Source organism: Chelativorans salis (genome assembly GCF_025336525.1).
Lineage (GTDB): Bacteria > Pseudomonadota > Alphaproteobacteria > Rhizobiales > Rhizobiaceae > Chelativorans > Chelativorans salis.
This window is the reverse complement of the sequence record NZ_JAOCZP010000010.1, coordinates 1-25,433: the sequence shown is the minus strand read 5'-3', so window position 1 is coordinate 25,433 and position 25,433 is coordinate 1. Positions and strand designations below refer to the sequence as shown.

Genomic DNA, 25,433 nt, shown 5'->3' with positions numbered 1-25,433 from the left:
ATAAACAGCTGTTATTGTTCATCTTTACAAATTCTGCATACAAGACCATTGATTTGAGTACAAAACGATGTGAAGGTACGCTTCCAGGCGTGGGAAGCGGTCTATGCTGAGAAGCCGACTGAAAAACAAGATTGCCGACCTGATCCTGTCGGGCCACCTGAAGCCCGGACAGCGTCTTGATGAGCAGTCGCTCGCCTCACGTTTCGGTGTCTCACGAACTCCCATACGCGAGGCGCTGCAGCAGCTCGGGGCGGCAGGGCTCGTGGAGATGCGCCCGAGGCGCTCGGCGCGTGTCAGAGCGCTCAGCATGCCGGAGCTTGAGAGTTCCTTCGAGGCCATGGGCGAAATCGAGGCGATCTGCGCGCGATATGCGGCCGAACGGATGACCCAGGCGGAGCGCATCGCCTTGAAGGCGCTCATCGATCACTCTCGCAGGGCCAGCGAAGAGGGCGATCGCCTTCGCTGCCGCGATCTGGATGCTCAAATTCATGCGCTGCTGCATACGGGAGCGCACAACGGCGCCTTGTGCTCGGTCGCCAACGAAATGCGGGTGCGCGTCGAACTCTACAGCTCGGCGCCCTACACGCTGCCAAATTTCGAGACACAGCTTCACGTTCCCCACCGGCAGCACGAGCAGATTGTCCAGGCCGTGCTGGACAGGGATGCGGAGGCGGCGCATTGCCTCATGATTGAACATATCGGCCGCAGTTTTCTGACCGTCAAAGGCATCCTGGAGGAAGAGGGGAGCGCGCTTGCATCGGTGCACGGCGGCTTCGCCGTTCCCGGTCAGGCCCAAGGCAAGACCTGGCAAGAGGTTATCTGATGCATCACTATAGCGGACCAGGCCGATCGGTCGCTTTTGCCACGGGAGCGATGTGCGCGACCTCGCATCCGCTTGCAGCCATGACGGCCCTCGACATTCTGAAGGCGGGCGGAAACGCCGTGGATGCGGCCGTGGCCGGCGCGGTGGTGCTGGGTTTCTGCGAGCCCATGATGTGCGGGCTCGGCGGAGATGTGTTTGCGATGGTCCGTGACCCGAAGACCGGAGCGATTTTCGGCCTCAACGGCTCCGGGCGCGCGCCCATGGCGCTCGATGCCTCGATGCTGCGTGAAGAGGGCCTGAGCGCGGTGCCGGTCGATTCCGTTCATTCTGTCACCGTACCCGGCGCCATCGATGCGTTCGACAGGCTCGTGCATACGCACGGCCGGCTCGATCTCGGCACAGTCCTTCAGCCCGCCATACGCTATGCCGAGACGGGTGTGCCGGTGTGCCATCGCTCCGCGCTCGACTGGGCGGAGTTCGGACCACGTCTCCAGGGCTCAGGGCGCGACCACTATCTCAAGCAAGGCGAACCCTATGCGGCGGGCAACATCTTTGCCTCGCCGGCGCAGGCCGAGGCATTGCGGCTGATTGCCCGCCATGGCCGCGATGCGTTCTATGCGGGCGAGGTCATGGAGGACATACTCGACACCCTGCGCGCGGCGGGGGGACGCCACACGGCCGAGGATTTTGCCGCCACCGCCGCCACCGAGGCGGAGCCGCTTCTCACGGACTATCGCGGCCACAATCTGGTGGAACTGCCGCCGAACGGGCAGGGGGCAACCGCGCTGCTTCTGGCCAACATTCTCAAGCGCTTCGACATCTCCAGGCTCGACCCCAACGGGGCGGAGCGGGTTCACCTCGAGGCGGAGGCGACAAGGCTGGCCTATGGCGCGCGCAATCGCTTCATCGGCGACCCGGAAGCCGCGTCGGAACACATTGAACATATGCTGAGCGACGAAACAGCCGATGCGCTGGCCGCGCTCATTGATCCCCGGCGCGTCAGCCCGGATATCAACCGACGGGCGGAGGCCGTTCACCGCGACACGGTCTTTATCTGCGTGGTGGACGAAGACCGCCTCGCGGTCTCCCTGATCTATTCGACATTTTGGCCGTTCGGCTCGGGCATGGCCTCGCGGCGCTTCGGCATCAGCTTTCAGAACCGCGGCGCCGGATTTTCCTTGCAAGCCGGCCATGTGAACGAGCTCAAGGGCGGCCGGCGGCCGCTGCACACGCTCATCCCCGGCTTCCTTGAAAAGCAGGACGCCTACGCAATGCCGTTCGGCGTCATGGGCGGCCCTTATCAGGCGACGGGGCATGCGCACTTCCTGTCGAACCTCGTCGATTTCGGGATGGACATCCAGGAGGCCATCGACAGCCCGCGCAGCTTCCTCGACCCGGCCACCGGAGCCCTGTCGCTCGAACAGGGCTTTGGCGACGAGATCGCCTCCAAGCTTACCGAAATGGGGCATGAGGTAACCTGCCCCCGCATCGGCATGGGGGGCGCGCAGGCGATCCGGATCGATCTTGCGCGAAATGTACTGGAAGGCGGCAGCGATCCCCGCAAGGACGGCGCGGCTTTGGGGTTCTGAGGGCATGGATGGATGAAGACGCTGATCGCGAGCGTGGCGGAAACCATGAGGACGGTCGCCGGGAGCGTCGTTCTCCTCCTCATGTTCGCGCAGGTTGTCGTCGTTGCCCTGCGCTACGTCTTCTCGCTCGGGTGGCCCTGGGCACTCGACCTCCTTGTCTATTGCTTTCTCTTTTCGGCTTTGCTGCCTGCGCTGTTCGTGCTGATCCGCAATGTCAGCGTGCGAGTCGATGTCTTTTATTCTCGCTGGCCTGACGAGAGGCGGCGCCTTGTCGACCGGATTGCGCTGCTGGTGCTGCTTTTCCCGTCTATGGCGTATGCCTGCTGGGCCTCGCTGCCGATCACGCTGAGGTCTTGGCGGGTGCTGGAAACCTCTCCCACCTATGGCGGACTACCCGGCTATTTCCTTCTGAAATCCGTGTTGAGCCTGGTCTTCTTCGCGCTCGCCGTCGCCGCGTTCGTCATGGCGTTGCGGCGGGTGCCGTACGCCACGGAGGAGCACGATGAGCCATGAACTCCTGCTCATCCTGCTGGGTGTGCTCCTCTTCGGCGGAATCCTGAGCGGAGTACCGGTCAGCTTAGTGCTTCTGGGGGCGCCGTTTCTGGTGGCGGCGCTGGGGACGATCATCGGAGTTTTCGACCTGGCGTTCGTCAGCGCATTTCCATCGCGTGCCTTCGGCCTGCTGACAAATCCTGTCTTTGTCGCCGTGCCACTCTTCGTGCTCATGGGAAGTCTTCTCGAAAAGGCCAATATCGCCAAGCGCATGATGCTGATGGCGGGGGCGCTTTTCGGAGAGCGCAGGGGCGGGATGGCGTATGCCGTCATCGTCGTCGGTGCGCTGCTTGCCGCCTCAACCGGCGTAATCGGCGCGACGATTTTCATGCTGGGGCTGATCGCGCTTCCCGCGATGCTCAGCGCCAACTACTCGCCGCGCCTTTCCTCGGGCGTGATCTGCGCGTCCGGTTCCCTTGGGCAAATTATCCCGCCGTCGATCCTGCTGATCCTCCTCGCGGACCAGGTCTCCGCCGCTTACCAATCCGGTCGCCGCGCAGCGGGCGATTTCGCCCCCGAGCCAGTATCGGTCGGCGATCTTTTTGCCGGGGCGCTGCTGCCAGGTCTGGTGCTTGTCGGCCTCTATCTTCTTTACACCTTTGCGGTGTCGATCCTCCGCCCGGAAACCTGCCCGCCGATCCGCTATTCCGGCGGGAAAAGCGGGGACAAGATCGATACGGGTGAGCTCGTGACGGCGCTGGTGCTTCCGCTCGCGTTGATCCTGCTCGTGCTTGGCTCGATCCTCGGCGGCATAGCCACGCCGACCGAAAGTGCCGGGCTCGGCGCTGCCGGCGCGCTCGTCATGGTCGCCATGGAGCGCCAGGAAATGCCGATCTGGCGGCGAAGTATCATCGGTGCTGTGCTGCCGGCCGCCTTCCTGCTTGTCCTTGTGAGATCCTTCGGTGGCGCCAATGCATCTTCTTTCCTGATGGCGACCGGGGTGCTCTCGCTCGCCGTTCTGCTTTCTGGCGTCGCCTTGGCAACCTGGCAGGAGCTGCGACTGGGAGCGCTGCTCGATGTGGCGCGCGGCACGGCCACGATGGTGTCAATGCTGACCTTGATCGTGCTGGGTGCGACGATGCTTTCTCTGGTCTTTCGCGGGCTTGGCGGCGACGAGATGGTGAGCGACTTCCTCACCAACCTTCCGGGTGGCACGATGACGGCGCTGTTTGCCGTCATGCTGGTGATCTTCCTCCTCGGCTTTCTCATCGAGTATATCGAGATCATCTTCATCGTCGTCCCGGTCGCGGGCCCTCCGCTGATGGCTGCTGGGGTGGACCCGGTGTGGTTCGCCATTCTGATCAGCATGAACCTACAGATGAGCTTCTTGACGCCGCCATTCGGCTACGCGCTCTTTTATTTCCGCTCCGTGGCGCCGGCGTCCCTTACGACGCGGGATGTCTATGCCTCGGTCATACCCTTCATCCTGCTGCAGCTTTTCGCCTTAGCGCTGGTCGCTGCACTCCCGGAACTCGCGACCTGGCTTCCAAACGTCATCTTCAACTGAACGCGTAGGCAAAATGGGAGGAGAACGATGAACAGACGCAAATTTCTGACAACAAGCGCAATAGCCGCCCCGGCGGCCCTCGCCGCACCGGCAATCGGCCGCGCCCAAGCCAAGCACGAATGGAAGCTGGTGACTTCCTTGCCCGCGAATCTTCCCGGCCCGGGCGTTTCGGCACAGCGCTGGGCCGACAGGATCACCAGAATGTCGGGTGGTGAAATCGACATCAGCGTCTTTGCGGCCGGCGAGTTAGTTCCGCCCTTCGGTACGCAAGAAGCGGTCGAGAACGGCACTGCGCAAGCCTATCACGGATCGGGCTCCTGGTTCTCGGGCCGTGACATCTCGCATGCATTCTTCTTTTCGGCGCCCTTCGGGCTCACTTTCGATGAAATGCACGCCTGGATGTACTATGGCGGCGGGCAGGAACTGCTCGACGAGTTCACGAACCCGCGCGGCCTGCAGGTCTTCATTGGCGGCGGCTCGGGCGTACAGACCTTCGGCTGGTTCAAGAAGCCCATCAATTCCCTGGACGATCTGCGGGGCCTCAACTTCCGGATCACAGGTTTCGGCGCCAGCGTTCTGAACAAGATCGGCATGAACGCCGTCTCGACACCACCCGGCGAGATTTTCCCGGCGCTGCAATCGGGTGCCTTGGACGGAGCGGAATGGGTCGGCCCTTCGTTCGATCAGGCTTTCGGCTTCCAAAAGATCATGTCGCACATGTATGCGCCGTCCTTCGCCGATGTTTACGGCGGGATCGAATTCGGCATCAATCTCGACGCCTGGAATGCCTTGTCCGAGGAACTGCAGACGATCGTGATTACGGCTACCGAGGCTGAGGCCAACCGCTCGTCGGCGGACGCGCTAAACATGAACATGGACGGCCTCGACGCGCTCAAGGAGGTCGAGGGCCTGACGATTGACACACTGCCGGGCGATGTCTGGGATGCACTTCGTACGGCGTCTCACGAGGTGATGGACGAAGTCGCCGGCACCAGCGGCTTCGTCAGCAAACTGATGGATAGCTATTACGGCTATGTGAAGCGCGCCTCCGAATACAAACGGCTTTACGATGTGCCGCTATACGCTCAGCGGGAGAAATATATCGGCTGAGGCCTTTGAGCTTGGCGGCCGGCAAAATGTCGGCCGCTGTTCCTCTCAAGATGAGGACGCGACCTACCGCTCGTATGAGCGTGCCAATTCGAGAATGCCGCGCAGGAGCCCGAGGTCGCCGATCTCGTTTGCCATGAACAACACCGCCGCGCGTTGAGGGCGTTGGACAATGCCAAATTCATGGTCGGACGCAGCGCGAAGATGAAGCGCAGATTCTCGAAGCCGCCGGAGCAATCTCATGAAAGCGACGATCCATCCGCGGGCTCGTAAGCTGTGTCGCCCGAGAGCATAACCGCTGCACGAGACTGGAGGCTTCGCTTGCGATCTGGGCGCCAAGCAGAAAAAGAAGCCGGCCATCAGCACCGCTATCGCCAGAATGGAGAGGACGAGCGACCAGGGAGCCTTAAGCGGAGTATGGTCTTCAAGCGCCTTGGCCCCGCTGCGGAGAATGACCGCCATCACGACGGCTCCGAAAAACAGCAGCAGCACATTCGAGAGTGCCACAACAGGAGCGCCCCGACGATAACGCCGCCTACCACAAGGCTCGCCCTTATCAAGGCGCCCATCTTCGGCATGTGCCGTTTCGCCATCGCGTCGTCCGTCATGACGTACTCTCCCATGCACGCGCCCGCGGCTCGAGCTGCCATTACTCACCGGCTTCTTCGCGCCCGTCCTCGATCGCCTCTTCCGCGGCTTTCATCTCTAAAAGCCCGGTATCCGGCTGCACACCAACGTTTGCCTCCCCGGGGAACGTGGCAAAGCGAAACGAAAAAAGGGAAGTGGTCCGAGCCGACGTCCTGCAGGACCGCAATCTCGAGGAGGCGAAAAGAGTGCTCGAAGAAGACATGGTCGAGCGGCCATCGCAACAGCGGCCAATTGGCATGAAGGTCGCATATGGCCCGCGACCAATCCGCGGATCCAGAAGGCCACTGATCTCCTGAAACAGGCGGTTGGTCCGCGACCAGGCGACATCGTTCAAGTCGCCGGCGACAATGGCGGGCGCAGCTCCCTCACTTCCCGTCCTACGATCAGAAGCTCTGCTTCACGCTCTGCGGTGTCCTGGATGGGCGGGGGTTTGGGATGCAGGCCATAGAAGTCGATCAAGGCCCCGGAGGGGAGGCGCACACCCGCCTTGATCGAGGGGACGTCGTCCTCGATGAGCAAGCGCACATTCGGCTCGACGAGCTCAAAACGGGAAAACAGGTGGAGGCCGTACCCGTTGTCCTGGGGGTGACTGATCACGTGGGGATAAGATGACTTGAGCGGTTCGAGGCGGCGGTCCCACCAGCGATCGGTCTCGACCAGAAGGAGGAGGTCAGGTCCAGCCCGCTTGCTTATCGCGAGAATGGGCGCCCCGTCCTTGTTCCTCGCCACAACGTTGATAACCAGCAGCCGAAGGCGCGAGTCCATCTTGCATAGTCGGGCAGCCTCTGCCTCGGTTTGATGAAACGGCGTATAGGGGGCGATCTTGTAGGCTTGCCATCCAATCGCCAGCACCACCAGACCCATAAAGGCAGCACTTCCACGGCGCTGAAGGGGCATCACGAATGGTGCCGTAACCAGAACCAGCAGCAGTACGACCGCTACCTGAATTCGTGGGAAATCCCAGATCCTGATCCACCATTCATTGTTTGGGATAAGGGGCAACGCCGTCACCGCGGTGGCAGCGCCCCCAACAGAAACCACTACGACACGTACAAAGCCGGCTGTTCCTCCGGCCCGTCCTGCTATTTCACGCGTTCGGAACATCGGCCGCCTATGTTCGTTCTAGTTCACCCAGCGAAAGGAGAAGGAGATGAATTGGGACCAGATCAAGGGCCAGTGGACGCAGTTAAAAGGTAAGGCGAAAGAGCAGTGGGGCAACCTCACCGACGACGACCTCGACCGGGCTGAAGGTAATCGCGACCAGCTTGTCGGCCGGATTCAGGAACGCTATGGCATCGCAAAGGAAGAGGCCGAGCGTCAGGTTGACGACTGGTCTCGTGAAGTCGGGTAGCAGAGGAAGCGGGCTTTTGGGCCACGGGATTGCAGTGGTCGCGTTGACAGCGACCGAAACCGCGCGAGCCAAGCGAGGAATTGGCTCATGTGCAGCTGAATGAAACGCAAAAGCCCCTTGGGAGCCCGCGGGGCAAAGACGGATCTGGAGAGAATGGAAGCAGGCATGATCTGGCGAGCCAGACCTCGGCACTCCGACCATTGTTCCCATACCGTCAAGTGACTCGCGGAGGCCGCTGATGAGACAACCATTATCCGCGAACGGGATTGCCGTAGGCTGAGAACGGCGCTCTGGGAATTGCGCGGCACCGCAAAAGCATAATCGGGCCCGCCACACGCCATTTTGATTACCGCCTCCAGCCCTCCGCGAGTTAAGTTTCCAGCGGCGGGGAACCGGGAGGAAACGATGAAACATGTCACCATACTGTCTGCTTCAGTCATTCTTGCCCTCTCCAACGTTGCAGTCGCTACTGCGCAAGACGGTTCCATGAGCTTCTTCGTCACCAGCGAGGGATCGGGTGACGGCGCCAATTTAGGTGGGTTGGAGGGAGCCGATGCCCACTGTTCCAGTCTCGCCGAAGCGGCAGGCGTTACAGGCAAAACTTGGGCAGCCTATCTTAGTACCAGCGATACCAACGCGCGTGATCGCATAGGCGCCGGCCCATGGGTCAATGCTAAGGGCGAAACAATCGCCGAGAGTTTGGATGCGCTGCACAGCGAACAGAACCGCATCAGCAAAGAGACGGCGCTCGACGAACATGGTGAGATGGTGAACGGCCGCGGCGACGACCCAAATCGCCATGATATTCTGACAGGGTCAATGCCGGATGGGACAGTGCATGAGGCCACATGCGAGGACTGGACATCCAATGCAGATGACGGGAGCGCAATGGTAGGCCACCATGACCGAATGGGCCTTGACGAGTCCGCCGAAGCGAAATCCTGGAATTCATCGCACCCGTCTCGCGGATGCAGCCAAACAGCCCTGCAAGGCACTGGCGGAGACGGGTTGTTCTACTGCTTCGCGCTACAGTGAGGTAGCAGGTCGCCTGTCGTGGCGACTGCGCCACGACAGGCGGTGGCAGGTTTTACTTCAGCAGTATGCCACATGCGGCCCGGAACGTGCTGTTATTCCAAGCGCCAGCTGTGTAGTTCTTGAAGCGCATCCGAGCTCGTTTTCGACCTGCCCCTTCTCCCAGCCCGAGGCCGATGTCGTAAATGTAGATGAAGACCTTCTCCCTTTCGACGCTGCGCCTGCCGTCGTCGTCGATCCGCATATCGATGTCGACTATCTGCTTGGTCGCGGTCGTCCGGACAAGGACGTGCGCGTGCTGGACAGCGCAGTCGACGCCACGGGGGGCTCGGTGTCACCTGCACGCCAAGCACAGCCTACAACGGCGGGCTGAACAGCGGTCAAACGGGCGCCGGCCCCACGGCGCGCCGCATGACGCTCGGCGCCGACAGGTCAGCGATTTCTGATAACCGACCATGAGCAGCAGAAGAGTTCATCGTTGCGCCTCGCTAACCCGTCCGTCTGTCAGAAGGCGCATTAAGGCCGGATTGATGTAGAGGTTCTCGCGGCCAGCCTTGATCTCTTCAAGCAGGCCTCGCTCCACAAGAGCCTTCAGATAAACCGATGCTGATTGCCGCTTGGCGATGCCTGCTGCGACCAAATCGCTGATCCGGCAATAGGGGTTGACGAAGATGATTTCGGCGAGCTCACGCGAATAGATCTTCGGGGTGTCTCGCCGCATCCGCTCGGCAGTCTGATCGAGCAGCTCGCGTACCGCGCGGATCTTGTTCGTCGACCACTCGGCCGTCTCCCGCACAGCCTCGAGCATGAAAAGGATCCAGCTCTCCCAGGCGCCGTTGGTTGTGACCCCTAGGAGGTGGCGGTAGTAGGCCGGCTTGTTGCGGATGATGTATCGGCTGAGATAGAGCACCGGGATGTCGAGAAGGCCCTTGTCGACGAGATAAAGCAGATTCAGGACACGCCCGGTTCGGCCGTTGCCGTCGGTGAATGGATGGATCGCCTCGAATTGGTAGTGCATGACAGCGAGTCGGATCAGGGGATCGATCTCCTCGGCCTCGTGGATATACCGCTCCCAGTTTGCGAGCTTATCGCGAAGCAGCTCTCTGCCTTCAGGCGGTGTGTAGATGACGTGCCCGGTGGCATCGTTCATCAGTGCGGTGCCAGGCGTAGCGCGAATGTCAAGTTCGACACCCTTGATTGTCCGACAGACTTCGACTGCCATCGACGTCGATAGTGGACGATCTTTGAGCATCCTGAATCCCTGATGGAGAGCGGTGCGATAGCGCAGCGCCTCCTTCGTCGCCGCGTCGGCCTGGTTCCCGGGTTCGTTGGCGAAACGGAACAGGCGGTCAGCTGTTGTGACGATGTTTTCGATTTCCGAGCTCGCTTGTGCCTCAAGGAGCGGTATAGAGTTGATCAGCACGGCCTGGTTCGGAATGAGTTGACCCGATACTCTGACCTCGGCCAGTGCGGCGCGGGCCGCGATACACGCCTTCAAGATGGCTTTCGTCTCCAAATCCTGTTGCGGGGGCAGGGGAGGGAGATCGTTGTAGGGGCGGTCCGGCCGAAACGGCATGTCGATGGTTCCTATCTGGATCGACACGTCGTCGGAAAATGTCGATAGCGTCGACACATCATTGAAATGTGTCGATGATTCGCAAATATATCGACATAAATGGGCGTTCGCAATGCCGCTGTACAAACACAAACGTCTCTAGAGCGCCTTCTCACCGTCCCTACGGCTTCGAAACCGTCAGAGATCAGCGCTTTTCAGGCCCCTGAGGCCTCCAGGGCGCAGTCCTGTACAGTCCCGACGTGAAGTCATTATCGCTAGGGAGAACGGATGCCGAAGATCATCCGCGGTGACGGAAGTGATAGCAACGATAGCCTCCGTTACGCGGATCGGGATTGTGCCCACGGAGGTGGTGTAACTGACGGCCTTGGTCGCCGCGCTCTCCGGCAGGGCCGGAATGATCAGCGTGCCACTGCCGGCAGGCTGATGAGCGAATCATCGCTCATCTGGCTGATGGTCTCAAGATGGGGTGGATGCCAGCCTTCTCCGACGGCATCGCAATGTGCCAAGGTTGTGGTGTTAGGCCACGCAAAGGAGAGGCAGGCATCCATGAGAACGGTTACCATCATCGGGGTTGATCTGGCAAAGAATGTATTTCAGCTGCATGGGGCGGCGGCTGACGGCTCAGTCATATTCCGGAAGAAGCTGACGCGTTTCCAATTTCGTAGGTTTATGACGGTCCAGCCGGCCTGCATTGTCGCCATGGAGGCGTGTGCCGGCTCGCACTATTGGGCTCGCGAGATGGCCCGACTTGGCCATGAAGCGAGGCTGATCGCGCCGCGTTATGTGAAGCCGTTCCTCAAACGGCAAAAAACGATGCTGCTGATGCGGAAGCAATAGTTGAAGCTGCACAACGGCCGACGATGCGCTTTGTCGAGGCCAAAACGGAAGAGCAGCAGGCTCGCGCGATTGTGTTTCGCGCCCGCGAACAGCTGATCAATCAGCGCACCGAACTGGTCAACGCATTGCGTGCGCACCTCTATGAATTCGGCCAAATCGCACCGCAAGGAATCCGTTACCTAAGCCGCCTTGAGGAGATCGTTGAGGACGCGAAGTCCAATGTGCCGGCTCTGGTGCGCGAGATCTGCCGCGACCTGTTGGGGCAGATCTCGCAATTGACACGGCGGGTCGAAGCGCTGAGCCGGAAGATAGATGCGTTATCCGACCGGGCCGAGACGTCCCGACGCTTGCGGACGATGCCGGGCGTGGGCGCTATCACCGCTCTTGCGATCGAGACCTTTGCGCCACCCATGGCAACGTTCAAATGCGGCCGCGATTTTGCCGCATGGCTTGGACTTGTACCACGGCAGAGTTCGACCGGCGGGAAACAGCGGCTGGGGAAGGTATCGAAGATGGGCCAGCAAGACATTCGACGGCTGCTCATAATTGGCGCAATGGCCGTTATTCGATGGGCGTCCCGGAAGGGGGCTCCACGGGGCTCCTGGCTGGCCCGGATGATGGCCAAGAAGCCACGCATGCTGGTGGCTGTCGCGCTGGCCAACAAAATGGCGCGCGGGATTTGGGCCATGCTGACGAAAGGAGAGAACTACCGGTATCCGGCGGCGGCGCCTGTATGACCACGGCCCAGGAAAGCTGAAGCCGGTCCGTCGGGGATGTGAGGAAGGCATGAACTGCATGGGCAAATGATCGATCAGATCGGGGTCAGGAGAACCAGAATGACGCTTCGAGCCTCGCGCTCGTTTTCTAGATTTGGACCTGATCCGCGTATCACCATACCGGCCCGCGGCACTTCGATGGCCGCAAAATGAAGGCCTGACACAAGACCGCACTCGATCACGTGCTCAAAGGTTCAACATCTTCCTTGCAAAACGGCTGGCATCCACACAAGCGTCATGTATCGGGCCCGCTGCACGGCCCATTCATCATTCTGTTCAAGCAGCAAGGCGCCGACGAGGCGGACGATGGCGCCGTCATTGGGGAAGATGCCAACGACCTCGGTGCGCCGCTTGATCTCGCCGTTGAGCCGCTCGATCGGATTGATAGCCGGTATGATCATGACGGTGCCATCCGGTCCGCGCTGGAGATGCGTGATTTTCGGCGTATGGTGCGACCATCCGGGACAGGGGCACCGGGAGCACGCCAAGTGCGGGCAGGCCGATCCATTCGATGAGCTGCGAGCTCGCGTTAATAGCTGGCCGCCCCTGCGACCTGCCCGGTTGCGCCGAGAGCGCGGATCCGTAGGTGTCGCGTCGCCCGCCGGCTCCCGACTGTTTTTGGAGAGGAGCCGATGAGACGTGTGATTGGAATGGACATTCACCGCACCTTCGCGGAGGTGGTGTTCTGGGAAGACGGCCGGCTGCGCCATCACGGCCGGATCGACATGACCCGCTCGGGACTGGAAGGGTTCGGCCGCAGTCTGGGCAAGAAGGACGAGGTCGTTGTCGAGGCGACCGGCAATGCTATGGCGGTGGTGCGGGTGCTGTCGCCTTTCGTCGGCCGGGTGATTGTCGCCAACCCGATGCAGGTGAAGGCGATCGCCCACGCGAGGATCAAGACCGACAAGATCGACGCTGGCGTTCTGGCGCAGCTGCAGGCCGGTGGCTTTTTGCCGGAAGTGTGGGTTCCGGACGAGCGCACCGAGCGTCTTCGCCGTCTTGTCGCCCGACGCAATCAGGTCGTACGGCACCGCACGCGGGTGAAGAACGAGGTGCATGGCATCCTGCAAGCGCATCTGGTGCCGAAGTGCCCGCATGCCGATCTGTTCAACAATCGCGGCCGGGCCTGGCTCGAGCGGCAGGTGCTCCCCGACGACGAGCGGGCCGCCATCGCTCGCCACATTCGCGAGATTGATCGCCTGGCCGAGGACTTGGCAGACCTTGATGTCGACATCGCCATGGAGGCGGTCGACGACCCGCAGGTCCGTCGGCTTCAAACGATCACCGGCGTGAATGCCATCGTGGCAACCGGTATCATCGCCGCCATCGGCGACATCCGGCGGTTCAATGAGCCACAGAAACTGGTGAGCTACTTTGGCCTCAATCCGCGTGTCCGCCAATCCGGCCTTGGCATCGCTCAGTATGGGCGGATCAGCAAACATGGGCGTTCCCATGCCCGCGCCGTGCTGGTCGAGGCTGCCTGGGCGGCGGCGAAGGCGCCCGGCCCACTCAGAGCCTTCTTCCTGCGCATCCGCAGCAAACGTGGCCATCAGGTCGCGGCGGTCGCCGTTGCCCGCAAGCTCGCCGTGCTGATCTGGCACTTGCTGACCAGGGAGCAGGGCTACTTCTGGGTCCGCCCTGCGCTGGTGGCGGCGAAGCAACGGCAACGCGCCCTCAAGGCCGGCGCGCCGAGCCAGCGCGGTGTTGGGCGCCGCGGAGCGGCCTACGCCTACAATGTGAAGGAGGTGCGCAACCGGGAGAAGGCCGCGGCCGAAAATGCCGAGCATGCCTACGAGCTGATGGTCCGGCACTGGCGATCACGAGGGCCGAAGCGGCGCACGGACGCCACAAAGGAGGAGCGACTATAGGCTGCGCGGCGGCGCTTTCATCCTCTCGCGCCACTCTTCGCCACGTGGTCGTCCGTGCTGGGCGACCATAGCACAAAGAAACGGCTCACCGGAACCGAACAAAGAAACGAATGAGCCAACGTCAGACTTGTCGATGTCATCCGTCGAGTGCAGCTTGACGCGGTGCTCCTTGGGGAAGCTCATGTAGGCCAGCACGTCGTGCTCGGCCTCGTCCATGATGGCGGCGCGCTTCAGCACCTTGGGCCGGATCTGGTCGGCGACGGCGCGCCACTGCAGGCTTGCCGCCTCGGCCGTCTCCTGGGCGAAGGCGGTGGCGCTGAAGGCCGAGACGACGCGGCGGCCGCTCTTGCCGGCATGGGCGAGCACGTTGCGGGCGAAATGAACCCTGCAGCGTTGCCAGGTGGCGCACAGAACCTTGGAAACCGCCGCCTTGATGCCTTCGTGAGCGTCGGAGACGACCAGCTTGACGCCACGCAGGCCGCGCCGCGTCAGCTTGCGCAGGAACTCCGTCCAGATCGGCTCGGCTTCCGACGCGCCAACCTCCATGCCGAGCACCTCGCGGCGGCCATCACTGTTGACGCCGACGGCGATGATGACGGCGACGGAGACGATGCGCCCACCACGGCGCACCTTCAGATAGGTGGCATCGACCTAGAGATACGGCCAGTCGCCCTCGATGGGTCGGTCGAGGAAAGCCTTCCTCGCACAGCCGGCTGACCTGGCTCTTGGAGACACCGCTCATGCCCATCGCCTTGACCAGGTCGTCGACCGAGCGCGTCGAGATGCCCTGGATATAGGCTTCCTGGATGACAGCCGTCAGCGCCTTCTCGGCCATGCGCCGCGGCTCCAGGAACGAGGGGAAATAGGACCCCCTCCTGAGCTTGGGGATGCGCAGCTCGACCGTGCCGGCCCGCGTCTCCCAGTCCCGGTCGCGATAGCCGTTGCGCTGGGCCGTGCGCAGCGGGTTCTTCTCGCCATAGCCAGCGCCGGTGGCAGCGCCAACCTCCATCTCCATCAGCCGTTCGGCGGCAAAGCCGATCATCTCGCGCAGGATATCGGCGTCGGGGGTCTTCTCTACGAGCGTGCGCAGGTTCATCATGTCGTTGGTCATCGGTGCTTCCTTCGAATCAGGTTGGTGTGAGCAACCCGACCCTACCGGAGAACATCGATGACCACTGCTCGCCGCTCGCTCGCTACAGCGCTGTTGAGGGCGCGCTCGCGAGCGGCTTCGTCACCGCCGAGCTACACCACTCAGCGGGGCACGACCCGGATCGGATACAAAAGAATCAATGGCTTACGATCCCGCTGGCTTGCCTCTGAAAGCGCCAACAGGGCACTCAGCCGCGCCGACGGTTCTGTCCTACAACTTCACACCGAAGACGTGACTGGCCTGCTCCGGGGCTGTGTTTGCATCGATCGCTTGCATCCCCTGCCGAGAGGTAATACCTTCTTGCGAAACGTCCTTACCGAGGGTGCAATGACCGCGACTGTAACCGCAAAAGGCCAGGTGACGATCCCTAAGCCGGTTCGTGATCTGCTGGGAATCGCACCGGGCAGCAAGGTAGATTTCCGCCGCGCCGCCGACGGCAGCGTAGTGCTGGTGCTTGCCGATGAAAAACGGCCGACAAGTCGCTTTGCCAGGCTGCGTGGCCATGCCGGCAAGGGGCTCAGCACAGAGGCGATCATGGCGCTGACGCGCGGCGAAGCGTGACGCTGGTCGACACCAACGTTCTACTCGACCTCGTCACCGACGATCAGCACTGGGCGGAGTGGTCGATCGAGCAACTCGAGGGCGCCTCGTTGCGCGGACCGTTGCTGATCAACGACGTCGTCTATGCAGAGCTCTCGGTCCGCTACAGTCGGATCGAGGATCTCGACGGGTTTCTTGACGCTGCTGGCCTCGAGATCGGGGCGATGCCACGGCCGGCGCTGTTCCTTGCCGGAAAGGTGTTCAGCCGCTACCGCAAGTCAGGCGGGACACGGACCGGTGTGCTGCCGGATTTCTTCATCGGCGCTCATGCGGCGGTCAGTCGGCTGCCGCTGCTCACCCGCGATGTCGGCCGCTACCAGACCTATTTCCCTTCACTGACGCTGATCACGCCAGCCTTCTGAGCGCGCCCTTCCAACCTCGAACTACGCCGGCGGTAAGGTACTCGGCGTGGCGCGCCAGCAGGGGCCATAGACCGCCACACAGGATGCCATCGATGGCGAAGCCGTCGTGGAGCGCCTGGTGCCATTCGCTTGGCCTGCAGCTTTCCTCATTGCGCACATAGCTCCACCGGGAGCGCGCGGGATTCGCCAGGGTTGGCTTCGAGAGCACGCTCGCTCTAGCTGTCTACGGCGTCGTCCTACTGGTCATCGCGACATAGAGCGGGTTCCCGCACGCCCCAAAATTGCGCCTTGCTCAGACGGGACCGGGCACCGGCATTGGTGACCGATGGAAGGCCAAGCGATCACTGCCACAGGGCAGCTGCGGCCTCCATCGCGAGTGGGGCGAAGCGGTCACGGAAGTCCTGTTGCCGCCACTCCGAGAACGAGCCGGTGATATGGAGCGCCGCAACGGGCCATCCGTCGGCTTTTTGATATTACCGCGCCGATCGCGATTTCGCCTATGAGCATCTCCTGCATCACCAGCGCAAAACCGTCCTTACTCCGGGAGTGCCTAATACCTGCGCGCGCCGTTGGTGAAGAAGAGCATTTCGTTTTCTTTCGCCCAGCCAAGGCCAACCTCCTCCCCCTCTTCAGGAACCGGCCGGCTGCCCTCCTGACGCACGGTGACATACTCCCCGCTGTGGATACGAGTGTGTACAAGCGTCTCAGCGCCCAAGGCCTCGGCATTAACCACGCGTGCTCGTAGCTCACATTTATCTGGCCCGACTATACGCAGGTGCTCCGGGCGGATGCCCAGCAGTTCTTCCGTGCTTCCCCTGGAGACCGACAAGGCCGGGAGAAAATTTGTCGGGGGAGAGCCGATAAAGCCGGCCACGAAGACCGTCTGTGGGTTGGCGTAGACCTCCAGCGGCGCACCGATCTGATCCGCCCGGCCTTCATTCATGACGATCATCCTGTCGGCGAGCGTCATTGCCTCCACCTGATCGTGCGTGACGTAGAGGGAGGTCACCCCCAGTTCCCGCTGAAGCTGTTTGATTTCCAGGCGCATCTGGACCCTAAGCTTCGCGTCCAGATTGGAAAGCGGCTCGTCGAACAGAAACACGGCCGGCTTGCGGACGATGGCCCGACCCATGGCGACACGCTGGCGCTGCCCGCCGGAAAGTTCGCGCGGCTTGCGGTCGAGAAAGGGCTCTATCTGAAGGACGTGGGCGGCAGCTGCGACACGCTCGGCGATCTCGGCCTTCGACCTCCCGGCAATCTTCAGGCCGTATGCCATGTTGTCGAACACGCTCATATGCGGGTAAAGCGCGTAGTTCTGGAACACCATTGCGATGTCGCGGTCCATGGGCTCGCGCTCGTTGACCAGATGGCCGCCGATGAAGACCTTTCCCGAGGTAACGGTCTCGAGCCCCGCGACCATCCGCAAGAGGGTCGACTTGCCGCAGCCGGAAGGCCCGACGATGACGATGAATTCACCGTCGGCGATGTCGATGTTCACGCCGTGGATCACCTCGGTCCTGCCGAAGCTCTTCTTCAGGTTTTCCAGGGTGACGGTCGCCATCTACTTCTCGCTTTCAACTAGGCCGCGAATGAACAGTCTCTGCATGCCGATCACCACCAGGATCGGCGGCAGCATGGCGAGTAGCGATGTCGCCATGATCACCGGCCAATCCGCGGTGTCGTCGCCGGAAGGGAACATTTGCTTGATCCCCATCACGATGGTGTTCATCGACGGGTCCGTCGTGATCAGCAGCGGCCACAGATACTGGTTCCATCCGTAAATGAAGAGGATCACGAAAAGCGCCGCGATGTTGGTACGGCTCATGGGCAGGAGGATATCCCAGAAGAACCGCATCGGCCGAGCACCGTCCACCCGAGCAGCCTCAGCCAGCTCGTCGGGAACGGTGAGAAAGAACTGCCGGAAGAGGAAGGTGGCGGTCGCGGAGGCGATCAGCGGAAAGATCAGTCCGGAATAGCTGTTGAGCATCCCGAACTGCGCCGCCACCTCGTATGTGGGCACGATCCGGACCTCCACGGGCAGCATGAGGGTCAGGAAAATGAGCCAGAAGAAAAGCTGCCTTCCGGGAAAGCGGAAGTAGACGATGGCGAAGGCGGAAAGCAGCGAGATGGCAATCTTTCCGAATGCGATGCCCAGCGCCATCACCGCGGAATTGAAGAGCATTCGCGCAACCGGCGCGTTGATGCCCGAAACCAGGGCTTTCGAGTAGTTCTCCAGGAAACGATCGCCCGGCAGCAACGGCATCGGAGGGCGAACGATCTCCGGCTGGGAAATCGTAGAGGCCACGAACGCCAGCCAGATGGGAAAGAAGATGAAGAACAGGCCGACGATCAGACCCAGATGGGTGAGCCAGAGCGCCGCGCCACGCTTTTCCACCATTCCACCGGTATCCGCCATTAGTAGTGTACCCTGCGTTCGATATATCTGAACTGGATGACGGTCAGGACGCTGACGATGATCAGCAGTATGACCGACTGCGCGGCGGACGAGCCGAGGTCCTGTCCGACAAACCCATCGGAGTAGACCTTGTAGACCAGGATCGTCGTGGCCTGCTGCGGGCCGCCGGCCGTGATGGTGTGGACCACCCCGAAGGTTTCGAAGAAGGCATAAACGACATTGACCACGAGCAGGAAAAAGGTCGTCGGAGACAGGAGCGGAAACACGATCGTCCGAAACCGCGTCCAGAAATGCGCGCCGTCGATCGCCGCCGCCTCTATAACGGAACGCGGTATGGCCTGGAGGCCGGCGAGAAAGAAAAGGAAGTTATAGCTGATGCGCCCCCAGGACGATGCCAGGACCACGAGGCCCATCGCTTCTCCCGGATTCAGCACGTGGTTCCAGTCGTAGCCCAGTACGCCGAGATACCAGGTCACCACGCCTACCCGCGTGTTGAACATGAAGAGCCACAGCACGCCGGCTACGGCGGGTGCAACCGCGTAAGGCCAGATCAGCAGCGTCCGATAGGTGCCCGAACCCTTGATCAGCCGATCAGCGAGCACCGCCAGGAACAGGGCTACGCCCATCGAGACGGCGGTCACCAGGATCGAGAAGATGGCCGTGGTGATGAACGACGCACGATAAAAGGGGTCGGAGAGCAGGAACTCGAAATTTCCGAGCCCCACGAACTGCGCAGAAAACCCGAAAGGATCCGGGATGAACAGAGATTGCCAGATCGCCTGGCCAGCCGGGTAGAAGAAGAAGACAGCCGTTATCACGATCTGCGGCATGACCAGGCAGATCGGCAGCAGATATCCTTTGAAACGGACCCGCTTTTCCATGAGAACGCGCGCCCCGGCTGGAGCCGGGGCGCGTTTTCCGCCTTAGCGGTTGGCCTGTTCGAAACGGCGAAGCAGCCTGTTGCCGCGTTCCACCGCCGAATCCAGTGCGGCCTGCGCCGTCTTGTCCCCCGACCACACGGCCTCGAGCTCCTCGTCGACGATGCCGCGTATCTGGTCGAACGAACCGAGCCGCAGTCCTTTGGAATTCTCGGTCGGCTCATTCGCGGTCATCTGCTTGACCGCGATGTCGGTGCCGGGATTGGCCTCATAGTAACCCTGCTCGCGCGTCAGCTCGCCGGCCGCCGTGGTGATGGGAAGATAGCCGGTATCCTGATGCCATTTCGCCTGGATTTCGGGCGACGAGAGGAAATTCAGAAAGGCCGCGACACCCTCGTACTCCTCCGGCTCATGGCCGGCAAGAACCCAGAGGGAGGCCCCGCCGATGATGGTGTTCTGCGGCGCGCCTTCCACGCCTTCCCAATAGGGAAGCGGCCGCACGTCGAACTCGAATTCCGCCTCCGCTTCGATGCCGGCATATCCGGCCGAGCTCTCGGTGAAGAGCGCGCATTCTCCGGCGCGGAAATTCGCGCCGCCCTCGTTGCGCCGTCCGGTATAGATGAATTTTCCATCCTCGGCCCAGTCGCCCATAGCCTGGATGTGTTGCACCTGAACGGGGCCGTTGAAGGCGAGTTCGGTGTCGAGACCGGCGAAACCGTTCTCCTTCGTCGCGAAGGGGACATCGTGATAGGCTGACATATTTTCCAGATGGACCCAACTCTGCCATGCCGTGGTCAGGGGGCATTCGTGGCCAGCGGCCTTGAGCTCGTCGAGGACGTCACCCACCTTCTGCCAGGTCGTCATGTCGGTATCGGGGTCTATGCCGGCTTCCTGCAGGGCGTCGCGATTGACCCAAAGCACGGGCGTGGAGGAATTGAACGGCATCGAGAGCATCTCGCCCTCGGTGGTCGTATAATAGCCCTTCACCGAACCGATGAAGGCATCCGGATCGAAATCCGCCCCGGCCTCCGCCATCAACTCGTATACCGGCTTGATAGCACCCTCCGCGGCCATCATCGTTGCCGTGCCGACCTCGAAAACCATCAGGATGTGCGGCTGTTCGTCGGCTCTTACCGCCGCTATGCCGGCATTCAGCGTCTCGGAGTAATTTCCTTTGTGGGAAGCGTTGACAAGATAGTCGTCCTGGCTCTCATTGAAGGTTTCGACCTGCTCGGCAACCAGTTCGCCGAGGCGGCCTGTGAAGGCGTGCCAGAATTCGATCTGCGTCTGTGCAGCAGCCGATCCCGCGGTGGCCAGCGTGCATACCAGCGCAGCAATAGAAGCGCCCAGTTTCATGCGTTCCTCCCATCTACATTGTTTCTGAGCAGTTATACGAAGGGAACTTACCGGGTCAATCCTTGGGACTGCTAGAGCATTTTCGCCATAGGAGCTTCCGCAGATCAGCCAGCCGCAATTCGTCCAACCAGAATCAGAGGCGTCAAACGGACACGCATACCTATGTCGGCTCCATATAATCCTCGACACCGTGGTGGGATCCTTCGCGCCCGAATGCCCGAAAGGTGACATCTGGCGCAACGGCATATTTCAAACCGCTCCGTGCCGCCGCACAGAGCTGAGCAATCCCGGCGCGAGCGGCTTCGCACTTCATCTGAACAATGAAGACCGTGTCGCCGCCGATGACAGCCGGAACGAAGCGCGGAAGAGAGTTTCATCGGCCACACCGGAGTCACCCTGCGCTCAATAGAAAGTCCCCTCTCTCCGAGTGAGGCAACGGAGCGGAACTGCCCTTCATTGCTTTGGCACTAGGTTCCCAGCTGCAATGCCTCTGACGTTTGTGATGCGATGTTCGGCAAACTAGTGAGATTATTGGGACCGTTATATCACGGCTCCAGTCTGCCAGGCCGACCACGGCCGAGGGCGCCGTCGGCGCGCGCCTGCAGATAGGCATAGATGTCGTCCACATACGGAGCGAAATTGGGGTCGTCAGCGAACCCTTTCATGACCGAAGCGCCGTTGCTTTGGCCCTCGCGGACGACGCGCCGGAACGTTTCGATGTCGAGCGGTCGGTCGACAAGCGAAGAGGCGAATGTCGAACCCACGCCATCCGGCCCGTGACAGTGACTGCAGCCCGCATGATAGCGCCGGAAGCCGTTGTAGGTCCGCGCATCGGCCTTGCCGTCGACCACCCTGTAGAACTTGCCGGCGGCCGGCTCCTCTTGCGAAGACGCACCCGGACTGGCTGCGAGAATACAAGCAATCACGGTCGACAACACCAGTTGCCGTATTGGTAGCATCGTCTGCCCGTGCCGCACTTCTCGGCACGGGGCACCCCTGTCGATGGTTGCCATCAGATCTGGACGACGCATACGGCGGTTTGGCTGAACTCTACCGCGATTTTGCAATGTCGGTCGGCAGCGCCATGGCCTGACGTGCGACGAGCTTTTCCCTCTCGCCGACGTCCACGAGCATTGTCGCGGCGTCCTTGCCGCAGGTGAAGTTGAGCGAACGACCCTCCTCGCTGTCGAGGCCGGCAATCTGCCCCGGGTTGAGGACCAGGCGGACACGCGTGGCCGTAACCGGCAGCACCGCCTCGGGATCGCTTTTCTCGATAACCATCAGGGCAACGAAGCACATCGCGGTCTCCTGCACGAAATACCCGCTCATGTATTTTGAGCCGAATTCGTAGCTGATGCTCTGGACCGGCAGATACTGGTCTTGGCCTTCCGCCGTCCCGAGCGGGCCGCCCGACGCGGTTGGAGCCAGAGCCAACAAGCTCGCGGCGATCGTTCCTGCGAAAGTCGCTACGCTGAACAATTTTTTCTGCAACATCGTTCTTCTCCCCGTTCACATCAGAGTGGCGAATTGCCGTTGACTCCCCATACTCCAGAAAACCGCGGCGGCGCGAAACACCCAGATGGGTTACGTCTAACGAAGACTCTTATTTCGGGCGGGGAGGTCTCGGAGAAGCATTCGCCTGCATCCGTCATCGGAAGGGAGACATCCTGCAGGCGAATTCAAGAGGACGGCGCTGCCGTTTTGCTCGGCAAGCGCCGCGATGCCTTCAGTTGAAGGTGTGCAGCCTCAGTTTCAGGCTGCCGTCTGCCTGTTTTTCGAAGATGTGCGTTGCCACCCCTCCCCACGGCTGATCCGCGCCATTGGTGTCTTTGCCGTTGGCTGACCATTTCGCCGTGCCAAACAGCAGGTCGCCGTCGCCTTGAGCCTCGATCAGTTCAAGCTTGTGGCCTGTGACGCCCATATCGAAGATTCCGGCAAAGAACTTCTCCACCCCTTCCGGCCCCTTGATCACGTCATGTGTGGCGGGCAGGAAAATGGCATCGTCGGTGTAGAACGCCGCAATCGCCTTGGCGTCTGCCTCGCCGAACGCGGCATCCCAGTCAGAGTAAGCGGCCTTCACCTGGTCCTCGATCGCGTCCGCCTTGGCAGGGGACAACGCAAATAGGCAAAGGCAAAGTAGGGTAAAGATCGAAGTCAGCAGTCTATCCATGGCATCCTCCCAACAAAAGCGTGGCACCGCCCGGCAAATGCCGGGTCAAAACACTGCGCCCCGTCCCACCGAGTTGTCACCACCCGTTTGGGGGTTGGTGATCGAAGGCATTGCCGTATTCCGTTGGGGTGTCGTCGCGGCCTGGCAACTAAGCAAACTTGGGTAATTCATGACCTGGATTTCATCACTTTTGCCCTGTTGGATAATCAGTCAGCATGGGATAGCGTCGTCCGATCCGGCTTGGCTTTCTGCTTGGCTGATTTGGGATTGGAGCGTGCCCAAGCGACCGGTGCGACAACAGGATGGGGCGAAGACCACCTGCCGCCTATGACGAGAACCGCATTGCCGCGATAGGCCGCGCCGCCGCCGAGGCCATCGACGCGGCAGCGCTTGGGACCGCTTCCTGGGACTTGGTGCCGAGGACCATCGGTGAGGCGTTCCCCGGCTCAATGGTTTCTTTCAGCAACGAGAACATTGCCGAGGGAAAAGTGAAATTCCTGTCGGTGCACAACATCGACAACGAGTTCCTGGAATCCTACCTGAACCACTACGCTCGCATCAATCCGTGGGCGGCGTTTTGGGACTCGGCCGAGAGCGGCAAAGTGCTCATCGCCGAGCAAGACTGCCCGGCCCGCATGTTCTCCCATACGGAGTTCTACAATGAGTGGCTGAGGCCCCAGAAAGATATCGAAGCCGCCGTGGGCATCAAGATCGATGGCGGCCCCAAAGACTTGTTCCGCATGCCGATGCACTACCCGCAGTCTCTGGGCCGCGTCTACGACGGACCGGCGGTGGAAGTCCTGGGCCGTGTCCGCGGCAATCTTGCCAGGGCAGTCAATCTCGCACAGTTGCTGAGGAAACGGTCGGAAGAGGCAGTAGCGGGAGCCGCGCTGGTCGAGCGGGCTTGTTGCGCCGCGTTCGTCATCGACGGCGACCGCCATCTCCGCGATGCCAACCAGCAAGCCGTGGACCTGTTCTCGTCAGGATTGGCGGCAGCGCTGCGGCACGGCCGCGTAGGCATCGCGGAGCTGGAGGCTGACAGTCTCTTCCGCCGCGCAGTCGCCGCATTGTCACGAGGGTTTCCCACTGACCGATCCCGGATCCATTTCAGCAACGGTGCAGGAAACTGGCAGGTTTCATTGGCAGCGCTCCCGTCCGTGTCGCGCGCTGAAACCGGGGTCTCGGCACTTCTCCCCGCGGGCCCGATGGTCCTCGTGCTCGTGCGGGACCTGAACGCGCGCAGGCGGCATTCGGCAGACTTTTCTTCGCTTTCGGCCCAATTCGGACTGACCCCGGCCGAGATTCTGCTGTGTGAGCGGCTGGCCAAAGGAGATTCGCTCGCCGAGGCCGCCGGACTCCTCGGCATAGCGATCGAAACGGCCCGCCACAGGAGCAAGGCGATCTTCCACAAGACAGGCACGCATAGACAAGGCGAACTCGTCGCGATGCTCGGCACGTTCGACTGAGGATGCTTCGGTTATCAAAGCGTCGCGTACAGGCGGAGGTTAATGTCCGTTACGAAGGACCGGAACGCACAGGCAGCGGGACCCATCCCCTGCCGCGCATTGAAGTGCATCTGCCGCTAGACTGGGAAGGTTGTCCCGATTGGTGGCGCACCAGCTTAATACTTCCTGGTCAGCTTCTACGACTAGGACATAGTGGCTGTCGTAGTCGTAGAAGCTGACGTTCGATTTCCGCCGGCAGAATTGTCGATGGCCGCCGAGAATGTCAGAGCGACCAAAGCCCCGACACCGCTCATCAGACCGCGGACCGCTCATCGCGCCGCGCCTGGCCGCCAAGACGCTTCTCGATCGCCTCGTAGTAGTAATAAGCAGCGAGCGGCTTGGGCCGGAACAGTAGCGCGACGATCATCAGCCACAAAAAAGCCCTCAGCCACCGAGCAGGAGGGACAAGTTGTAACCGGCGGCGGCCAGGATGGCGTTGACCGCATCTCCGCTGGCGTGGGCGAGATAGTTGCGGCCCATCCTGTGTTCATCAGTAGAAGACGGACGGCATATAGGCCCCAGCAGGCGCGTGGTATTCGCCGATCGACATGAGTGTCATCGGCTTCACCGCTCGCATGCCTTGTTCGAGACACCACTGGAGCAATCCCGTTTGCCGAGGCGGCAGCAGGAGGGAGAGCGGCTCGGAGCGCACGGCCACCGCTCCCAGGAGCAGTCCCTTCATATCGGCTTCGGTCTCTGCAACACCGTGGTTGGCAATCCAGAACTTCGGAGCCGTCATGTATACCGTTATGCGGCCCGCGCGCTCGGCGACGAGGGGTGACAAAGATTGCAGCGTCTCCGCCAGCTCCCGGCGCCGAGAGATGCCGTGCACCTGACGACCGAGCGTATCGCAGGCGTCCAGGTCGTGCTCGCCCATCGGGCGAATCGTGATGCCGGTGGTCGGCTCACTGGTCGGGCGCCCGGTCATCACGAGCACGGGCTCCCGGACTTCGAAGCCGAGCGAGGCATAGAGCGCGATCGAACGCATATTGAAGGCGTCCTGGAGCAAGCGGACGCCCCTGGCGCCGTTTGCACGGCGCAGGGCAGCCTGCATCAGCCGCCGACCCACGCCGCCGCCCTGGGCATTCGGATCGACGGTGATCGGGCCGAGACCGCGAATCGTGTCCCCCTCCGACAGGAAATTGGAGCCGACGATGCGCCCATCCTCTTCGGCGACGACCCCGAAGACCCATGGGTTCTCGGTTAGAGTCGTTCACGATTTGACGGAAGCGTATCCGGCGTTTGCGAAGTAGTTTTCGCATTCGCCGGGTTGGATGGTTGAGACGAGATGGCCGATGTGTCGCCATGTCTCCTCGATCGTCCGCTTCTG

At 61.5% G+C, this 25,433-nt stretch carries 20 protein-coding genes and 8 pseudogenes; 13 read left to right on the top strand and 15 right to left on the bottom strand.

Annotated elements, in window-relative coordinates:
* The first annotated feature begins 103 nt into the window (after positions 1-103).
* Genes N5A92_RS23105 through N5A92_RS23085 form a run of 5 tightly spaced genes read left to right on the top strand, consistent with a single transcriptional unit; the run spans position 104 to position 5,581 of the window.
* Complete coding sequence (locus tag N5A92_RS23105) at positions 104-823, top strand: GntR family transcriptional regulator (RefSeq protein ID WP_260906651.1); 720 nt, start codon at positions 104-106, stop codon at positions 821-823.
* A complete protein-coding gene (locus tag N5A92_RS23100; protein WP_260906649.1) occupies positions 823-2,412 on the top strand; it encodes a gamma-glutamyltransferase family protein in 1,590 nt (529 codons plus the stop codon). The genes N5A92_RS23105 and N5A92_RS23100 overlap by 1 nt, the downstream gene beginning before the upstream one ends.
* Positions 2,413-2,424: 12 nt before the next feature.
* Positions 2,425-2,925, top strand: coding sequence for a TRAP transporter small permease subunit (locus tag N5A92_RS23095; RefSeq protein ID WP_260906647.1), 501 nt, complete (start codon positions 2,425-2,427; stop codon positions 2,923-2,925).
* The gene (locus N5A92_RS23090) at positions 2,915-4,471 is read left to right on the top strand and encodes a TRAP transporter large permease (RefSeq protein WP_260906645.1); all 1,557 of its coding nucleotides are present in this window, start codon (positions 2,915-2,917) and stop codon (positions 4,469-4,471) included. Before N5A92_RS23095 ends, N5A92_RS23090 begins: the two co-directional genes overlap by 11 nt.
* Positions 4,472-4,498: 27 nt before the next feature.
* Positions 4,499-5,581, top strand: coding sequence for a TRAP transporter substrate-binding protein (locus N5A92_RS23085; RefSeq protein ID WP_260906644.1), 1,083 nt, complete (start codon positions 4,499-4,501; stop codon positions 5,579-5,581).
* 63 nt (positions 5,582-5,644) lie between these two features.
* Here the strand turns inward: N5A92_RS23085 and N5A92_RS23080 are convergent, their stop codons facing one another.
* Positions 5,645-6,085 (bottom strand): hypothetical protein, encoded by a 441-nt coding sequence (locus N5A92_RS23080; protein WP_260906642.1) that lies wholly within the window; start codon positions 6,083-6,085, stop codon positions 5,645-5,647.
* Positions 6,086-6,227: 142 nt separating this feature from the next.
* Positions 6,228-6,991: pseudogene (locus N5A92_RS27540) on the bottom strand (endonuclease/exonuclease/phosphatase family protein).
* Between the two features lie 385 nt (positions 6,992-7,376).
* Here N5A92_RS27540 and N5A92_RS23070 point away from each other — a divergent pair.
* The 3 genes and pseudogenes from N5A92_RS23070 to N5A92_RS27535 form a co-directional block, all read left to right on the top strand.
* Positions 7,377-7,577 (top strand): CsbD family protein, encoded by a 201-nt coding sequence (locus N5A92_RS23070; protein ID WP_260906638.1) that lies wholly within the window; start codon positions 7,377-7,379, stop codon positions 7,575-7,577.
* A gap of 405 nt (positions 7,578-7,982) precedes the next feature.
* On the top strand, positions 7,983-8,612 hold the full coding sequence (locus N5A92_RS23065; protein WP_260906636.1) for a hypothetical protein: 630 nt from the start codon (positions 7,983-7,985) through the stop codon (positions 8,610-8,612).
* A gap of 345 nt (positions 8,613-8,957) precedes the next feature.
* Positions 8,958-9,068, top strand: a pseudogene (locus N5A92_RS27535) (hypothetical protein); the annotation flags it as partial.
* A 13-nt stretch (positions 9,069-9,081) separates the two neighbouring features.
* Here the strand turns inward: N5A92_RS27535 and fic are convergent.
* On the bottom strand, positions 9,082-10,185 hold the full coding sequence (gene fic / locus N5A92_RS23060) for a protein adenylyltransferase Fic (protein WP_260906828.1): 1,104 nt from the start codon (positions 10,183-10,185) through the stop codon (positions 9,082-9,084).
* Positions 10,186-10,731: 546 nt separating this feature from the next.
* Between fic and N5A92_RS23055 the strand changes: the two are divergent.
* A pseudogene (locus N5A92_RS23055) lies at positions 10,732-11,759 on the top strand (IS110 family RNA-guided transposase).
* A 233-nt stretch (positions 11,760-11,992) separates the two neighbouring features.
* Here N5A92_RS23055 and N5A92_RS23050 read toward each other — a convergent pair.
* Positions 11,993-12,181, bottom strand: a pseudogene (locus N5A92_RS23050) (transposase); the annotation flags it as partial.
* Between the two features lie 267 nt (positions 12,182-12,448).
* Between N5A92_RS23050 and N5A92_RS23045 the strand changes: the two are divergent.
* Positions 12,449-13,666: an IS110 family RNA-guided transposase gene (locus tag N5A92_RS23045; RefSeq protein WP_260906827.1), complete on the top strand. Its 1,218-nt coding sequence runs from the start codon at positions 12,449-12,451 to the stop codon at positions 13,664-13,666.
* 126 nt (positions 13,667-13,792) lie between these two features.
* Here the strand turns inward: N5A92_RS23045 and N5A92_RS23040 are convergent.
* Positions 13,793-14,777: pseudogene (locus N5A92_RS23040) on the bottom strand (IS256 family transposase); the annotation flags it as partial.
* A 366-nt stretch (positions 14,778-15,143) separates the two neighbouring features.
* Here N5A92_RS23040 and N5A92_RS23035 point away from each other — a divergent pair.
* Both N5A92_RS23035 and N5A92_RS23030 read left to right on the top strand, forming a co-directional pair.
* Positions 15,144-15,377 (top strand): AbrB/MazE/SpoVT family DNA-binding domain-containing protein, encoded by a 234-nt coding sequence (locus N5A92_RS23035; RefSeq protein WP_260906635.1) that lies wholly within the window; start codon positions 15,144-15,146, stop codon positions 15,375-15,377.
* Positions 15,374-15,778: a type II toxin-antitoxin system VapC family toxin gene (locus tag N5A92_RS23030; RefSeq protein WP_260906634.1), complete on the top strand. Its 405-nt coding sequence runs from the start codon at positions 15,374-15,376 to the stop codon at positions 15,776-15,778. Before N5A92_RS23035 ends, N5A92_RS23030 begins: the two co-directional genes overlap by 4 nt.
* A gap of 550 nt (positions 15,779-16,328) precedes the next feature.
* Here N5A92_RS23030 and ugpC read toward each other — a convergent pair.
* The 7 genes from ugpC to N5A92_RS22995 form a co-directional block, all read right to left on the bottom strand.
* Positions 16,329-17,339 carry a sn-glycerol-3-phosphate ABC transporter ATP-binding protein UgpC gene (gene ugpC / locus N5A92_RS23025; protein ID WP_260906633.1) on the bottom strand — a complete coding sequence of 337 codons (1,011 nt, stop codon included), beginning with the start codon at positions 17,337-17,339 and terminating at the stop codon, positions 16,329-16,331.
* Entirely contained in the window at positions 17,340-18,176 is an 837-nt protein-coding gene (ugpE, locus tag N5A92_RS23020; RefSeq protein WP_260906632.1) for a sn-glycerol-3-phosphate ABC transporter permease UgpE, read from the bottom strand.
* Between the two features lie 17 nt (positions 18,177-18,193).
* Positions 18,194-19,075 carry a sn-glycerol-3-phosphate ABC transporter permease UgpA gene (ugpA, locus tag N5A92_RS23015; protein WP_260906631.1) on the bottom strand — a complete coding sequence of 294 codons (882 nt, stop codon included), beginning with the start codon at positions 19,073-19,075 and terminating at the stop codon, positions 18,194-18,196.
* A gap of 42 nt (positions 19,076-19,117) precedes the next feature.
* Positions 19,118-20,428 (bottom strand): sn-glycerol-3-phosphate ABC transporter substrate-binding protein UgpB, encoded by a 1,311-nt coding sequence (gene ugpB, locus N5A92_RS23010; protein WP_260906630.1) that lies wholly within the window; start codon positions 20,426-20,428, stop codon positions 19,118-19,120.
* A 545-nt stretch (positions 20,429-20,973) separates the two neighbouring features.
* The gene (locus N5A92_RS23005) at positions 20,974-21,387 is read right to left on the bottom strand and encodes a c-type cytochrome (RefSeq protein ID WP_260906629.1); all 414 of its coding nucleotides are present in this window, start codon (positions 21,385-21,387) and stop codon (positions 20,974-20,976) included.
* A gap of 91 nt (positions 21,388-21,478) precedes the next feature.
* On the bottom strand, positions 21,479-21,922 hold the full coding sequence (locus N5A92_RS23000) for a hypothetical protein (RefSeq protein ID WP_260906628.1): 444 nt from the start codon (positions 21,920-21,922) through the stop codon (positions 21,479-21,481).
* 232 nt (positions 21,923-22,154) lie between these two features.
* Positions 22,155-22,598, bottom strand: coding sequence for a YybH family protein (locus N5A92_RS22995; RefSeq protein ID WP_260906626.1), 444 nt, complete (start codon positions 22,596-22,598; stop codon positions 22,155-22,157).
* Positions 22,599-23,011: 413 nt separating this feature from the next.
* Here N5A92_RS22995 and N5A92_RS22990 point away from each other — a divergent pair, with 413 nt between their 5' ends.
* Positions 23,012-24,064, top strand: coding sequence for a helix-turn-helix transcriptional regulator (locus N5A92_RS22990; RefSeq protein WP_260906624.1), 1,053 nt, complete (start codon positions 23,012-23,014; stop codon positions 24,062-24,064).
* A gap of 373 nt (positions 24,065-24,437) precedes the next feature.
* Here N5A92_RS22990 and N5A92_RS27530 read toward each other — a convergent pair.
* From N5A92_RS27530 to N5A92_RS22975, 3 pseudogenes are all read right to left on the bottom strand, one after another.
* Positions 24,438-24,592 (bottom strand): annotated as a pseudogene (locus tag N5A92_RS27530) (IS5/IS1182 family transposase); the annotation flags it as partial.
* Between the two features lies 1 nt (position 24,593).
* Positions 24,594-25,277, bottom strand: a pseudogene (locus N5A92_RS22980) (GNAT family N-acetyltransferase); the annotation flags it as partial.
* 39 nt (positions 25,278-25,316) lie between these two features.
* Positions 25,317-25,433, bottom strand: a pseudogene (locus N5A92_RS22975) (IS630 family transposase); the annotation flags it as partial.